Here is a 14,536-nt window from a genome sequence, read left to right on the forward strand (position 1 = left end):
TTATAGCAAATTAAGCAAGAAGAGTATCATGGAAGAAGAGAAGGGAGAAGAACTAACCCATTATATTCATCAAGCAGATGTATTTAGAACTAAAGTGTTTGGCATACAAGATGGTTTAATCGGAGTTGGAGCAATTGTACTTGGCGCAGCAGGTTTCTCTCACGATGCTATCGCAGTGTTAATAGCAGGATTAATTGCTACTATTGGTCAAGCATTTTCCATGGGTATTGGAGAATATATAAGTACTAGAGTAAGAATGCAGGTAATACAAAATGAGATAAGAAAAGAGAAATATCAATTAGAAAAGTTCCCAGAAATGGAAAAACAAGAATTAATAGATTTTTATATGAAGAAAGGATTTAGCAAGGACGTGTCGGAAAAAATAGCCGAATATCTACTTAAAAATAAAAATGTAGCTTTAGAAGAAATGCTAATGCACGAGCTTAAGGTTTTCCCGGAAGAATTTGAAAGCCCTGTTAAGCTAGGTTTTTTAATGTCACTATATCTGATAATAGGAGGCTTAATACCAATATTTCCGTTTGCTATAAGCGTATACTTGCAACAATTTCAATTTAATTACGCATTGATCACTTCAATATTATTAGTAATTTTGACTCTTGGAATATTTGGTATATTAGGCACAAAATATACTGGTTTAAGAAAATATAGGGGGGCGTTTGAACAAATAGGGACCGGAATGATAGCACTTATAGGAAGTTACATAGCTGGTATGCTACTTGCACATTTTATATCAGTTTCGTATCTACCCTAGCCCTCTCCGGCAGTTAGTAATTTAGCTAAGCCTCTTGGTATTCTGGCTGGCCTATTATCCTCCTTAAATAATTCCTTCCTTTTAGCTTCCAATATTAATGGTTCGACCTTTAAATACTCGGCCGCAGTAGCTACTTTAACGTTCAAATCTTTAGCAACATCATATACCGGTTTCAAAACATTAGCGTAATTTATATCTCTTAAAACATGGTGATCTATTATTGCGGTCTCTAGACCATTCTTGACTATTTCCTCCATATTTTTAATAGAACTTTGTAATTCTTCTTCTTTTAACGCTCTACCTAATAGATAACTTAAAGGTCCATCAATTATTATTGTATTAGGCTTAGTTTCTTTCGTAAATTTTAAATGAAGGTCTTTAGGAGCACCTTCTATATCTGAGGTAAATAATACAGATGAATCGTTATCCCTTATGAATACTTGTACTACATAGCCCAATCGTTCATCAGCACCGTGAGGAACTGCAGGGGAAAAAGAAATAGTGGTATCTCCAATTTTAAATGTTCTGCCATCTGCTATTTCTATGTTTTTAGGTTTATCTTTTATTGAACGTAAAAACCTAGGTGCTCTTCTATATTTTTGACTATTATTTATCATATTTTGGGGATCTTTAATGAATACTATTTTATCTTTGTAAATATCCGTTGGTATTACATACCCCGGATCATGATGATCGTAATGATAGTGAGAAACTACAATGACGTCAACATCCTTGGCAATATTTACGAGAACTTTGGCTAATTCGGTTAACCTATCGACTTCCTTTTGGTGTGGAGGCAGATTATATCTCCTAGGCGCTAATGATATTGCTGGATCTACTAAGATTCTTAAGTTCTTAGTTTCCACTAGTGTTGCTTGTGATCTTACGCCCAAACTTTCAAATGCTATTGGAGTAATTCTCATCTAAAAATACCTTATCTCTACTAAGTTAAAATCTAATAGTGGAGATATCTAAGATACTTTCCCTAATCTCCTTCCTAATATTTTCTATATCTAATTTCGCCATTCTAATGCCATAATTTGTTCTTTTCTTTTCTATATATTTTCCTATGCCGTATATAGTAAATCCAGTTATAGTAGTGATATGAAATGGATCGTCTAAACCAAGAGCTATAAATCTCCCTACTCCTTGGACAACTTTTCCTTTAGCTTCATAATCTCCTAGCAGATCTCTGAACATAATTATATGATTAAGCTACTTAGAAATAAAAAGGATGAGGAAAAGAAATGAGTATGACGGCTAACAAAAAATATATTATAAGACGTAGGTATGAAAAATAATGCTAGATATTTTGATAATAACGTTAAGTGGTATAGTATCCTCATGGACTGTATATAACAGTATATTGGCAATTATTGGAGTGGCATGGAAACCATTTGAAAGCAAAAACAATAGTGGAATAACGTTTAGCTTAATAGTTCCAGCTAAGAATGAAGAAAACGTACTTCCCAGATTACTAGATAGATTAGTAAATCTGGAATATGATAGATCAAAATATGAAGTTATTGTAGTGGAAGATAGTTCAACTGATAGGACACTTGATATTTGCCAAGAATACGAAAAGAAGTATAATATAGTAAAGTGCTATAGTCTTCCAAAAGCTAATGTACCTAATGGAAAGAGCAGAGCGTTAAATTTTGCATTAAGAGTTAGCAAGGGGGAAATTATTGGTATTTTTGACGCCGATACAGTACCGCGTCTAGATATCTTAGAGTACGTAGAACCTAAATTTGAGGATAATAAAGTAGGAGCGGTACAAGGTAAGTTAATTCCAATTAACGTTAGAGAAAGCGTCACAAGTAGATTAGCTGCAATAGAGGAATTGATATATGAATATTCAATAGCTGGAAGAGCCAAAGTGGGCTTATTTGTTCCAATAGAGGGAACTTGTTCGTTCATAAGAAGAAGTTTAATAGAAGAATTGGGCGGATGGAATGAATATTCATTAACGGAAGATTTGGATATAAGCCTGAAAATTGTAAATAGAGGCTATAGAATTGTTTATTCCCCAACTACTATAAGTTGGAGAGAAGTGCCAATAAGTCTGAAGATTCTTATTAGACAAAGATTAAGGTGGTATAGGGGTCACTTAGAAGTATCTTTCGGAAAGATTAGAAAGGTTGATTTGAGAATAATAGATGGTATGTTAATAGTGTTTACTCCCTTCTTCATGGTTTTAAACCTTATTAACTACTCCTTAGTGTTAGTGTATTCCTCATCATTATATATAATTGCAGCTAGTTTAGTTTCGTTAGCCTCTCTATTTTCATTATTGCTGATTATTCTAATTGCAAGAAGACATATGATAGAATACTTTTACATGATACCCTCATTCGTTTATATGAATTTCGTCGTAGCGTTAAATTTTACAGCGATATTCCTAGAGTTAATAAGGGCTCCAAGGGTTTGGATAAAGACTGAAAGGAGTGCAAAAGTTACGGGTGAGGTTATAGGATGATAACAGAGTTTATACTCAAAAGAAAACTCGAAGATTATCTAAGTCATGTCAGAGACGAAAATACTATTTATGTTACAGATCTGGTGAGATGCCCTAGGAAAATAAAGTACGAGAACCAATATAAGGAACTTTCAATTACACAAGTCTACGAACCATCTGCTATTCTAGGTGACCTTCTACATATAGGTCTAGAGACTCTATTAAAGAATAATTTTAATGCTGATGCTGAAGTTGAGGCTGAAAGAAATATCCAAGTTCTTGGAAAAACATATAAAATAAAGGGAAAAGCCGATGTTCTAATTAAAAACGAGAATGATAAAAAAATCGTAATTGAGATAAAATCTTCCAGAAGTGATAAGGGATTACCGCATATTCATCACAAAATTCAATTACAAATATATTTATGGCTTTTTAGTGCAGAAAAGGGAATACTAGTTTACATAACGCCGGATAGAATAACGGAATATGAAGTTAACGATCCGCTAGACGAAGCCACGATAATTAGATATGCGGAAGATATTATAACGTTAAGAAACGCGCCAAAATTTAATTGGGAATGTAAGTATTGTGTTTTCTCCGCTATATGCCCGTCAAAGTTATCTTAGAAGAAAGGATTATTATTTTTATAGATACATTATTAAATTGTGCGAACCAGACCAGTTGTACTTACAATTGCTGGTAGTGATAGTGGTGGGGGTGCGGGATTACAAGCCGACTTAAAGACTTTCACAGCACTAGGAGTGTTTGGAACTACAGTAATAACTGGTTTAACAGCACAAAATACAAAAATTGTAACGAAAGTTTTAGAAGTGCCCTTAGACTTCATTGAGGCACAGTTCAACGCTGTATGTGAAGACTTAAAACCTACCCACGCTAAAACTGGTATGTTAGCTTCTGGTAAAGTTATAGATTTAGTACTGAGAAAAATTAAAGAATATAATTTGAATTTAGTTTTAGATCCAGTTATGGTAGCTAAGTCTGGATCCTTGTTAGTCACAGAAGATATTTCAGAACATATAAGAAAAGCTATGAAAGAATCATTAATCTCTACACCTAACAGGTATGAGGCTGAAATAATTGCTAATACTAAGATAGATACACAAGATGATGTTAGAAATGTTGCACGCGATCTTTATTCTAAATATGGAAATATAGTAGTTAAAGGATTTAACGGAGTAGACTATGCCGTAGTAGATGGAGAGGAGATTGAGCTAAGAGGAGAATATGTTAATACAAAAAACACTCATGGCAGTGGTGACGTATTCTCAGCTGCAATAACTGCATATTTGGCCTTAGGATACAAGCTTAAAGATGCCGTAATTAAAGCTAAAGAATTCGTATCCTTAACAATCAGATATGGTTTAGAATTAGGAAAAGGCCATGGACCAGTAGATCCATTTGCGCCAATAGAAGCTATAGTAGAGAGGGAAGAGGGAAGAAATGAACTAGAAAAATTATTATGGTATTTGGAATCTAATCCCGACATCACACTCAGGTTAATTAATGACACTACAAAAGCTAACGTTGCGTATATGACAAACTATCAAGATGTATTGAGTTTAGCTGGCGGCTTCATAAAATATTTAAATAAAATAAAAATAGATGGTCCTATTCTAAATAATATAAACAATGAGATAAGTTCCATTATGAAGAAAATAAATGGTAAAATAGGTGTATTATTGCCAGTATCTGATAAGATACTAAGTTCCGCAGAAAGAGGCAAGATAAAGCTAACAAAAAGTGGAATAGATGGTGATGCATTATTAAATTATAACATGGTATTGATTACTGCTAAGAGTAGAGATGAATTGATAAAAAAACTAAAGGAGGTAGCTACGAGTTGATAACTGTAGTAGGTAGTTATAATATCGATATAATACTTAAAGTTAACAAGATACCAGAAATTGGAGAAACTGTAATAGCTGATGAGGTTTATATGAATCATGGCGGAAAAGGGTCTAATCAAGCAGTTTCCGCTTCAAGATTAGGAAGCAGAGTGAAGATAGTTGCTGCAGTAGGAAATGACAACTACGGTAAAAATGCAATAGAATTTTGGAAGACAGAAAATATAGATATCTCTGACGTAAAAATAAAAAATAACGTCAGTACTGGTACTGCATATATATTTGTTGATAAAAGGGGAAGGAACGTAATAGTAGTAAATAGAGGAGCAAATTATCATCTTACAGAAGAAGATATAAGCGAAAGCTTAGATGGTAACATATTATTAACGCAGTTAGAGATAAGGGAAAATGTAGTAAAAAAGGCTCTGAAAGAGTTTAACGGTATACGTATACTTAATCCTGCACCTGCAGTTCTCAAAGATACCGATATTCTATCATTAACTGACATAATAACGCCAAATGAAATCGAGTTTAAAGAATTGGTGAGTACTGACGACCTAGAATATGGTCTTCATCTATTACTTAAAAAAGTCAAAAGAGCAGTGATTATCACATTAGGTGAAAGAGGTGCATTATTAGCTACAAAGGATGGCAAGAGAACACTTATCCCAGCCCCTAAGGTTAACGTTGTTGATGAGACTGGAGCCGGTGATGTGTTTAATGCTGCATTAGCAGTTTACTTAGAAAAAGAATATGATCTAGAGACTGCAGTTGAATATGCTAATAAAGTAGCTGCGCTCTCTGTCACCAAGATAGGAGCACTCGGACCTAAATTGGAGGAGGTGAACAAGTTCCTTGAAGAGATCAATAAGGATGAAGAAAAAGATTAAGGATGAACATTGTGTAAGAGGATTTTGTGATCTAGATTTCGTAGATATAACAGAGCGTGATGATCTATGAAAATAACATTCCTTGGGACAGGTGCAGGAGCTAGTATAGGGACAAAAAGGGTAAAATCTGGCATATTAATTAACGATTCAGTTCTTTTCGACCTAGGTCCCGGTGCAGACCTAAGAATTGAAGATCTCAGAATACATCCAAACGCTCTTTTCATAACGCATCTGCATATAGATCACTTTAGCGGAGTTTTTGAATATCTTGTCCAAAGGAAAATAAGACAAATACCAGAATTAGAAATATATTCTCCAAATGGTTTTTCTAACGTACTTAATGCATATGTCAATGCAGGTAATAATATCTCGGCAAAAGTTTATGAAAAAGAACTTCCAGAAGGAAAGATTAATGAGTTAGAAATACATGCAGTTAGAGCATGTCATTCAATTTATGCCGTAAGTTATATTATAAGTGATGGCAATACTAGAGTACTATATACTGGTGATACTAAAGAGCCATGCGATACCATATTAGATAACGTAAAAGATGTTGACCTTATTATTCACGAATCTACATGCATAGATAATTGTGGCAACTGGGGACATACTTCAATTAAGCAAATACTCAACATATTTAAAGATAAAAAAGTAGTTGTAACACATATTCCAGTAGATATAGAGGAAAAAATAATAAGCTTAGTTAATAATAAAATACTTGTCGCTTTTGATGGGTTGACATTAAATGTGTAGATTTATAGCATTTCGCACTAAAGGCGAGATTTCAAAGAAATATGTAGACGCTTTAATACGTGCTAGTAAAAATGATGTTTTCTCGAGATATGGGAGTCACCCAGATGGCTGGGGTCTGAGTGTATTTGTTAAAAGGAATTCTAAGTGGAGAGTTATTTACTACAGATCGGAAGATCCAATATATGAGGATAGCTACGTTAGTTACCTATTAGAGATAGCAAAAGGAGATGAAATAGTGGGTATCATCCATGCTAGAAAGGCTGGAAGTAAATTTCTTATTGGACTATCTCATTCACATCCATACCATATAAGAGTAAATGCGTATGACCTTTATTTTGCACACAATGGTTCTGTTAGTAGAATTGCTTTTAGTAGTAATAGCAGTAAACCGTATACTGATAGCTATTTAATCTTGGAAGAAATCAAGACGTTAGTAGAAAATAATATGACACCGTTCGATGCGTATTCATTAACTATAGAAAAACTAAAAGATTTCTCAACTAGCTTAAATTCCAGCTTAATCTCCTATGCCAAAAGTGAGGGACCTTCAATATTAGTAGCATATTATTACAATAAAAATAGACTCCTTAAGGAGACTAAAGAGGAATATTACAAACTATACACCGATAATAAAGGATACGTATTTTCATCCACAGTGAAATATTATCTTGAAGAAGGGGCAGATGCAGAAGAACTTACAATGGGGAATATTACACATCTCTAGAAGTATAAATTCTTAAGCTTAGTGTCTTTAATATTAATCTATGAAAGAGAGACTTATAGAAGCAAAGATTTTAGATTATGGTAAACTAAAGGAGATTCAGAAAGAGATAGTTTATTATAAGCTTTATGTTGATGCATTGAGAAAACGCGGAATTAAAGAAAAAGTGGATCCCCCACCTACTTTACCTAAGTCTCTGCTAACTACTATAATTACTGGTGGAGTCCCTAGAGATGGTCCACTTCAAATAGATTTCATCAGCAATGATGTAATTAGAATAAAAAATTACAATGCGTTAGTAAAAGTGCCGAATGATGCTAATTCACCATTATACGCAATAGTAGAATACAAAGAAAATGAAATAAAGGTATATCTTGCGTATCAAGAACGGCCAAGCATTGTGGGGATAGATGTGGGATTAAGACATTTAATAACAGTGGTAGCAATAAGAGATACTAAACCGTGGAAAGTAAGATTCTTTGATGAACCTAAAGTTATGGAGTATTTTGTAAATTTTTTAGGAGATGACCAAGGAATTCTTGAATTAGAGGAAATAAAAAATAATGCCAAAAAGATCGTTTATAACGCTGTTACGTTTATAGAGGAGCTAGAACCAAAAATAATTGCAATGGAAAATTTAGAATACTTTGATACTAAAGCAGGTAAGGGATTAAAAGTATTACAAAGTATGTTGGAGGCCGAGATAAGGAGAAGAGGCATGAAATACAAGAAACTAGATCCTCATAATACTTCTAAAGTCTGCGCAAAATGCGGATATAAGAAGGGTGAGATCTTAGGTTCGTTATTCGTGTGCCCCGCTTGTGGATATAAGGCAGATAGGGATTATAATGCCGCATACAATATAGCGCTAAAGTGTTACTACACTTGCTAATTATATACTCCAGTACTTTCTAAGAATATTTTTCTCTTCACCTAGATAATTCATAAACCTCGATTTAACGCTATCATTCGACCTGTACACCTTATATTCTTTATCAATACCGGAGAAACCTTCTAAAAATGCTTTCAGACCTTTTCTCAAACCATCACCATATCCTCCTTCTAAAACTGCATACTTTCTAACAAAACTATTACTGATTCGACCTAAATTGTAAAATGAATACTCAGTTATATTAGTTGATGCTAGACCATCGCCTTTATACGCATCAAAACCTGCTGAATAGGCTAAAATCGTTGGCTTAAAATCATCTAGAATACTCTGAATAATTGGCAGTAATTCTTCATATAGATCGTCACCACCTAATGGGGGTATTAGTAGATTTACTTTAGTTCCCTCTGCCTCACCTCTTCCTACCATGTCTGGATAACCGGTTCCCGGATAAATAGTTCTAGGGTCTTGATGTATATCTATATGTAAGACTTCAGGATCCTCATAAAAGATTTCTTGAGTTCCATTTCCATAATGTACATCAAAATCGATAATTGCCACCCTCTTCAATCCAAACTTCTTAATTGGATACGCTACGTTATTAAAGATACAAAAACCTAAAGTAGGAGCACCGAATGCTCTACCATAAGTACCTGCATGATGACCTGGTGGCCTTACTAGTGCAAATCCATTAACTTCAAAAGCCCTCAAAGCTCCTCCTAAAGCATAAAGTGCAGTTTCGTACGTATACCTATTTACATAAGTATCTGCATCCAGATCTTCTTCCATATTAGAAAATTTTTCAACTAATTTAACATATTCTTCTGAATGTACAATTTGCGGGTCACTAACCTTTACTGGTTTCTCTATCTTCACTTTAATGTCTGCAAAGGCGGAAAGTGAGTAATCGATCCTAGTAGGATTTTCTACATGATATCGCTTTGGAGCATGATACTTATAAATATCGTCATAGATGATTGTGATCATAGTATTATCTATTTATAGCAAGACGTATTTAAAGTTCAATATGGACAGAATAAAAAAGGTGCAAGAGGAACTTGAAAGACTAAATGCGGATTATATAATCATAGGGACAACTAGCAATATGCAATATTTAATAGGATTCTCAGAAGAACAGATGGAAAGACCATTATTACTATTTATCACTAAAGATGATTATTTCGTACTAGCCCCGAAACTTTATGAAGAACAGTTAAAACACTTGCCACTTGTAGTATATAGTGATGGAGAAGATCCGTATTCTAAAGTAAAATTGAAAGAAAATTCTTTCATGCTAGTAGATGATACGATGTTCTCTCTTTTCACTGTAAATATACTAAATAAATTTCGACCTAGAAGAATTGAAACAGCATCAATAATTCTAAAAAAGCTACGACAGATAAAAGATGAAAACGAAATTGAAAAAATGAAGAAAGGAGTAGAAAAATCTGAAAAGCTTCTTCTAGAATTTATAAACTATCTAAAGGAAGGTGTAAGCGAGTGTGAAATAGAGAGAAAGCTGAAGAGCTTCTTAATTGAAAATGCGGGAAATGTTTCCTTTGAACCAATACTGACGTCTGGTCCAAATACAGCAATGCCTCACCTAAGATGTACAGAAAGGAAAATTAGGCGAGGTGATGTAATAGTCATAGATTATGGCATAAAATATGAGGGTTATTCAACAGATACTACTAGAGTTTTTTCTCTAGGAAACCCTAAAGATCAACTAGTGTTAGATGTAGTTGAAATAGTTAAGAATGCAAATGAAGAAGCTGAAAAGTTTGCAAAAGAAGGAGTGAAGGCAATGGAGATTGATAACGTAGCTAGAAGAACTATAGCCAGTAAAGGATATGGGGACTTCTTCATTCATAGAACTGGGCATGGAATAGGTATAGAGGTCCATGAAGAGCCATATATATCCCCAGATAATAATGAGATAATAAAGGAGAAGATGGTATTTACAATTGAACCTGGGATTTATATCCCAGAGAGATTTGGCATCAGAATAGAAGATGAAGTTACAATAATAAATGGAAAAGGAAGATCTCTAAATACGTTATCAAAGGATCTGTTTATTCTCTGAAAAGAACATATATAATACTCTTATTATCCTTATTATTACAAAATACAAGATTTTTACTTCTGTTACAGAAATTTTATTCTTCTATAATAGATTTCCAATATTAGGTTCTTTATATTGTTGCAAGGCCATGCTTCCAATAAAGGAGGAAAACACTTAAAAGTATTTAGATATATCTTTTTGAAGGGTGATTCAATGAGGAAAAGCTTAATTATAGTACTTTTAGTGATATTATCTTCATTTACTTATTTAACCTTGCAATTATCTTCGCAAACTACACCATTTCAAGGATATGCTACAAGTAGTGAATTGCTCGCAGCAGGAGAGACTGAGGTGCCAATAACCTTTCATTTAATCAATACATATTCAACGTTATACGATGTAACGATATATCCCGCATCTACTTATCCATTTTACGTCTACAACTATAATAATGGAACTCAGCTTACACATATACCAGTCTGGAATCAAGGGCAAATGGTCAATGTTACTTACTTGTTCGACATTGCTAATACAGCAAAGACTGGCACATATAGTGAAGTAATAATAGTTCAAGGTATTTCTGGCGCTGGGGAAGAATTCTCTTACGACGTATTAGTACCAGTAGTTATTGCGGGATATGTGAATTTCTCTGCAACATCAGTATGGGGTACAACAACAAACCCAATGGTCGTAGGACCAGGAGAAAACAACATACCACTAACAATAATCCTACAAAATCTTGGAAACACGCTGGTTACTAATATAACTTTGGAATTAAATTCTCAGTTCCCAGTAGAATTTCTGCAAAAGAATGCTACTATCTCAGCTATTCCCGCTGGATATTATGGAGAAGCTACAGTAATGGCTTCAGTATATCCAAACGCAACTGAAGGTTTGTATTACATAAAAATAAACTTAATATATTACCACAATGCAACAACAACTGTACTAGTTCCCATCGATATAGGTTCTTCAAATCAAATAGCATTAAATGATGCATGGGGTACACCATCAGATGCTACAGTGGCTGCACCAGGAGAAACTATGTTACCACTTACGATTTATGTGGAGAATCTTGGAGAGAATCTATTATCAAACGTCAGCTTAACACTACAATCACACTACCCCATACAATTCCTACAAAACAACGCAACAGTAGGCTTCGTACCAGCAGGTGGTTATAACTACGTAACAGTCATAGCTAACGTATATCCAAACGCGACACCAGGAGTATACTACATACCAATAACACTACAAGCATACGGAGGCTTCAAAGAAACAATAATGATGCCAGTAGACATACTAGGATATGTGAATTTCTCTGCAACATCAGTATGGGGTACAACAACAAACCCAATGGTCGTAGGACCAGGAGAAAACAACATACCACTAACAATAATCCTACAAAATACTGGTATAGCTACTGTTACGAACGCAACTTTAGTCTTACAGTCACAATATCCGGTAGAATTCCTGCAGCATAATGTAAGCGTAGGAAATATACCAGCGGGTTACCCTGTATCGTTAACCGTTTTAGCTAGCGTGTATCCAAATATTACAAATAGCGGTGTCTATTATATCACAGTGAAAATTACTTACTATAAAGGTGAGATACAATTCATTAAAGTACCAATTTATATACAAGCATTAAATCAAGTATCGTTAGAAGGTGTATGGGGTTCTCCATCCAACCCAGTTTTAGTTGCACCAGGTCAAAATAACGTGCCTCTTACAATTGTGGTGGAGAATCTTGGAGAGAATCTATTATCAAACGTCAGCTTAACACTACAATCACACTACCCCATACAATTCCTACAAAACAACGCAACAGTAGGCTTCGTACCAGCAGGTGGTTATAACTACGTAACAGTCATAGCTAACGTATATCCAAACGCGACACCAGGAGTATACTACATACCAATAACACTACAAGCATACGGAGGCTTCAAAGAAACAATAATGATGCCAGTAGACATACTAGGATATGTAACAATACAAGCACAAAGCGTTTGGGGAGCAATATCTTCACCAATAACTGTCTCACCTGGAGAAACGCAAGTGCCTTTAACAATTTTACTTAAAAACACCGGCGATGTGAATATTCTCAATGCTACTTTAGACTTTCAGAATGTGGAATACCCATTAGTATTTCATCAGACAGTTGCCCAAATTGGAATAATACCAGCAGGTCAAGAGAACTATGCTACAGTTACCGTAAGTGTATATCCAAACGCGACACCAGGAGTATACTACATACCAGCAACATTATATTATTTCAATCACGAGACTACAATTACTATTCCAGTAATAATTTCCTCTCCCAACATCTCAGTAAATGTAGTCACTATTCCACCCCAAATATTCCCAAGTTATTTTGATGTAAGACTACTAGTAATTCTCACTAACTTTGGTAGTGGTATAGCAGAGAACGCGAATGTGTCAATACAGTCTCCATTTGAAATAATATCTTCGAATCCAATACATCTAGGAGCACTACCTATTGGAGTTCCAGTCAATGGTACATTTCTTATAAATATTCCTAATGATACCGTACCTAAGACTTATATTATAAATATTACAGTAACATATGATGGAGGAAAGGTAACTTATAGGTACCCGCTACAGATATACCCAAAGGCTAACTTAATTGTAGTTGGAGTATCTTACCCTACTTTAAGTGCAGGAGATAGTAGCGTCCCAATTACAGTAACTCTTAAGAACACTGGCAATGCCACCGCTAAAAATGTAATAATTAGGCTAGGAACTTCTAACGTCATATATCCTCATGTAAGTTCATCAAATCCGTTACAAGCTTTAACTGCATCTGAAGTATTTGCGGGCGACATTCAACCAGGACAAGCAATTAATGTAACATTTATAGTAGATGTAAGCAGCGGTGCCTCGTCTGGAACATACCCATTAGCAATCGCATTGGTATGGAATCAGACTGGTGCCTTATTCCCATTTGAGCAGTCTGATACTTTCTACGTTACGATATCACCACCATTATATGTTCAAATATTTAAGTCTCCAGTAGACATAGCTGTAATTGTAGCAGTAATAGTAGTAATAATAGTGGCTATAGTGATCATGCTAAGAGTAAGAAATAAAAGAAAATAAGACATCTTTAATTTAATGATAAGAGTTTTCCTAATTATGACCTTATTTTTTAGGCCAATTTATTCTGAATTATCCATATTGTTTTCTTTATTAACAATACTTCTAATTGCATTAATATCTCTCGTTTCAGTGTTTATAAGATTCTTGCTATTATTTAGAAAATAAAGTAGTTAAGCAAAATTTGAATAATTTCTGGTGTTTTCTCAGCTATAAACTTTTGTAAAATTTACCTATCTTGTTATATTTGCATATCTTGGCTGGCTCTCTTTACGATACCACTATCCTCAGAACTTCAACAGCTTGAAAAATTATCACTAATTGGCTGAAAAGAAGATATAAACCTAGTAAAACTTCTTTATAATTAAGTATGATCTTAGAATTGCTTAATGTCATCGGAATAATCGCGTTCACAATATCTGGCTCTCTTAAAGGAATAAATAGAGGACTTGATATTTTTGGCGTAACAGTACTTGGCGTGATAACTAGTTACGCTGGTGGTATAATTGCAGATATCCTTCTGGGAATATACCCACCAGAGATACTTACTGAATGGAACTACTTATTGTTAAGCATATCCGTTTCCATTTTCGTTTTCTATTTTTACAAATGGTTAGAAGCTAATCCAGTTAGAACAATAATTATGATCACTGATGCAATAGGCCTTTCCACATTCGCTACATTGGGTGCGTCTCTAGCGTATTCTCATGAACTAAATCCAATATCAGTGGGATTAATTGCTGCTATCGTAGGAACTGGTGGTGGAGTGATAAGAGACTTATTAGTGAATGAAATACCACTTGTGCTTACTAGGGAAATATATGCTACCGCAGCATTATTTGGTGGTCTATTATATTATTTCGCCACGCCATATTTGCATCAACTTAGTATATTTGCAAGCCTAGTATCTGTACTCATCTTAAGGCTAATTGCGCTAAAGTATAATTTGCATCTACCGAAACGCTAGTCGTTCCGTAAAGTTTTTAAGCTAGTAATAGTATGTGGAGAA

14 protein-coding genes are annotated in these 14,536 nt (G+C 34.4%); 11 read left to right on the plus strand and 3 right to left on the minus strand.

From position 1 onward, the window contains the following. The first annotated feature begins 28 nt into the window (after nt 1-28). On the plus strand, nt 29-772 hold the full coding sequence (locus tag V6M85_RS09810; protein WP_338599368.1) for a VIT1/CCC1 transporter family protein: 744 nt from the start codon (nt 29-31) through the stop codon (nt 770-772). Here V6M85_RS09810 and V6M85_RS09815 read toward each other — a convergent pair. Next, nucleotides 769-1,695, minus strand: a complete 927-nt coding sequence (locus V6M85_RS09815) for an MBL fold metallo-hydrolase (protein ID WP_338599371.1) — start codon at nt 1,693-1,695, stop codon at nt 769-771. The genes V6M85_RS09810 and V6M85_RS09815 overlap by 4 nt on opposite strands. A gap of 25 nt (nt 1,696-1,720) precedes the next feature. After that, complete coding sequence (locus V6M85_RS09820) at nt 1,721-1,972, minus strand: hypothetical protein (protein ID WP_338599374.1); 252 nt, start codon at nt 1,970-1,972, stop codon at nt 1,721-1,723. A gap of 100 nt (nt 1,973-2,072) precedes the next feature. Between V6M85_RS09820 and V6M85_RS09825 the strand changes: the two genes are divergently transcribed. From V6M85_RS09825 to V6M85_RS09855, 7 genes are all read left to right on the plus strand, one after another. Further along, a complete protein-coding gene (locus V6M85_RS09825; protein WP_338599377.1) occupies nt 2,073-3,251 on the plus strand; it encodes a glycosyltransferase family 2 protein in 1,179 nt (392 codons plus the stop codon). Then, nucleotides 3,248-3,856 carry a CRISPR-associated protein Cas4 gene (cas4, locus tag V6M85_RS09830; RefSeq protein ID WP_338599380.1) on the plus strand — a complete coding sequence of 203 codons (609 nt, stop codon included), beginning with the start codon at nt 3,248-3,250 and terminating at the stop codon, nt 3,854-3,856. Before V6M85_RS09825 ends, cas4 begins: the two co-directional genes overlap by 4 nt. Nucleotides 3,857-3,895: 39 nt before the next feature. Next, a complete protein-coding gene (thiD, locus tag V6M85_RS09835; RefSeq protein WP_338599383.1) occupies nt 3,896-5,095 on the plus strand; it encodes a bifunctional hydroxymethylpyrimidine kinase/phosphomethylpyrimidine kinase in 1,200 nt (399 codons plus the stop codon). Further along, on the plus strand, nt 5,092-5,985 hold the full coding sequence (gene rbsK, locus V6M85_RS09840; RefSeq protein ID WP_338599386.1) for a ribokinase: 894 nt from the start codon (nt 5,092-5,094) through the stop codon (nt 5,983-5,985). The genes thiD and rbsK overlap by 4 nt, the downstream gene beginning before the upstream one ends. A 66-nt stretch (nt 5,986-6,051) precedes the next feature. Then, the gene (locus V6M85_RS09845; RefSeq protein ID WP_338599389.1) at nt 6,052-6,738 is read left to right on the plus strand and encodes an MBL fold metallo-hydrolase; all 687 of its coding nucleotides are present in this window, start codon (nt 6,052-6,054) and stop codon (nt 6,736-6,738) included. Next, nucleotides 6,731-7,462 carry a class II glutamine amidotransferase gene (locus V6M85_RS09850; protein WP_338599392.1) on the plus strand — a complete coding sequence of 244 codons (732 nt, stop codon included), beginning with the start codon at nt 6,731-6,733 and terminating at the stop codon, nt 7,460-7,462. The genes V6M85_RS09845 and V6M85_RS09850 overlap by 8 nt, the downstream gene beginning before the upstream one ends. 40 nt (nt 7,463-7,502) lie before the next feature. Next, nucleotides 7,503-8,351 (plus strand): transposase, encoded by an 849-nt coding sequence (locus V6M85_RS09855; RefSeq protein WP_338599394.1) that lies wholly within the window; start codon nt 7,503-7,505, stop codon nt 8,349-8,351. On the opposite strand, the gene V6M85_RS09860 is transcribed toward V6M85_RS09855, so the two are convergent. Beyond that, nucleotides 8,352-9,335: a histone deacetylase family protein gene (locus V6M85_RS09860; RefSeq protein WP_338599397.1), complete on the minus strand. Its 984-nt coding sequence runs from the start codon at nt 9,333-9,335 to the stop codon at nt 8,352-8,354. Nucleotides 9,336-9,375: 40 nt separating this feature from the next. Between V6M85_RS09860 and V6M85_RS09865 the strand changes: the two genes are divergently transcribed. The 3 genes from V6M85_RS09865 to V6M85_RS09875 all read left to right on the plus strand — a co-directional run bounded on the left by V6M85_RS09865 (nt 9,376) and on the right by V6M85_RS09875 (nt 14,494). Then, nucleotides 9,376-10,431 carry a Xaa-Pro peptidase family protein gene (locus V6M85_RS09865; RefSeq protein ID WP_338599400.1) on the plus strand — a complete coding sequence of 352 codons (1,056 nt, stop codon included), beginning with the start codon at nt 9,376-9,378 and terminating at the stop codon, nt 10,429-10,431. A gap of 192 nt (nt 10,432-10,623) precedes the next feature. Beyond that, nucleotides 10,624-13,530, plus strand: coding sequence for a hypothetical protein (locus V6M85_RS09870; protein ID WP_338599403.1), 2,907 nt, complete (start codon nt 10,624-10,626; stop codon nt 13,528-13,530). A 367-nt stretch (nt 13,531-13,897) separates the two neighbouring features. Continuing rightward, on the plus strand, nt 13,898-14,494 hold the full coding sequence (locus tag V6M85_RS09875) for a trimeric intracellular cation channel family protein (protein WP_338599406.1): 597 nt from the start codon (nt 13,898-13,900) through the stop codon (nt 14,492-14,494). Nucleotides 14,495-14,536: the final 42 nt, after the last annotated feature.

It is taken from the genome of Sulfolobus tengchongensis (assembly GCF_036967215.1).
In the GTDB taxonomy this organism is placed as follows: Archaea; Thermoproteota; Thermoprotei_A; order Sulfolobales; family Sulfolobaceae; genus Saccharolobus; species Saccharolobus tengchongensis_A.

Coding starts and splice junctions, on each gene's coding strand:
- V6M85_RS09865 (WP_338599400.1), top strand. CDS start 9,376: ATGGACAGAATAAAAAAGGTGCAAGAGGAACTTGAAAGACTAAATGCG.
- V6M85_RS09825 (WP_338599377.1), top strand. CDS start 2,073: ATGCTAGATATTTTGATAATAACGTTAAGTGGTATAGTATCCTCATGG.
- V6M85_RS09850 (WP_338599392.1), top strand. CDS start 6,731: ATGTGTAGATTTATAGCATTTCGCACTAAAGGCGAGATTTCAAAGAAA.
- V6M85_RS09820 (WP_338599374.1), bottom strand. CDS start 1,972: ATGTTCAGAGATCTGCTAGGAGATTATGAAGCTAAAGGAAAAGTTGTC.
- V6M85_RS09815 (WP_338599371.1), bottom strand. CDS start 1,695: ATGAGAATTACTCCAATAGCATTTGAAAGTTTGGGCGTAAGATCACAA.
- V6M85_RS09810 (WP_338599368.1), top strand. CDS start 29: ATGGAAGAAGAGAAGGGAGAAGAACTAACCCATTATATTCATCAAGCA.
- V6M85_RS09870 (WP_338599403.1), top strand. CDS start 10,624: ATGAGGAAAAGCTTAATTATAGTACTTTTAGTGATATTATCTTCATTT.
- cas4 (WP_338599380.1), top strand. CDS start 3,248: ATGATAACAGAGTTTATACTCAAAAGAAAACTCGAAGATTATCTAAGT.
- V6M85_RS09860 (WP_338599397.1), bottom strand. CDS start 9,335: ATGATCACAATCATCTATGACGATATTTATAAGTATCATGCTCCAAAG.
- V6M85_RS09845 (WP_338599389.1), top strand. CDS start 6,052: ATGAAAATAACATTCCTTGGGACAGGTGCAGGAGCTAGTATAGGGACA.
- V6M85_RS09855 (WP_338599394.1), top strand. CDS start 7,503: ATGAAAGAGAGACTTATAGAAGCAAAGATTTTAGATTATGGTAAACTA.
- V6M85_RS09875 (WP_338599406.1), top strand. CDS start 13,898: ATGATCTTAGAATTGCTTAATGTCATCGGAATAATCGCGTTCACAATA.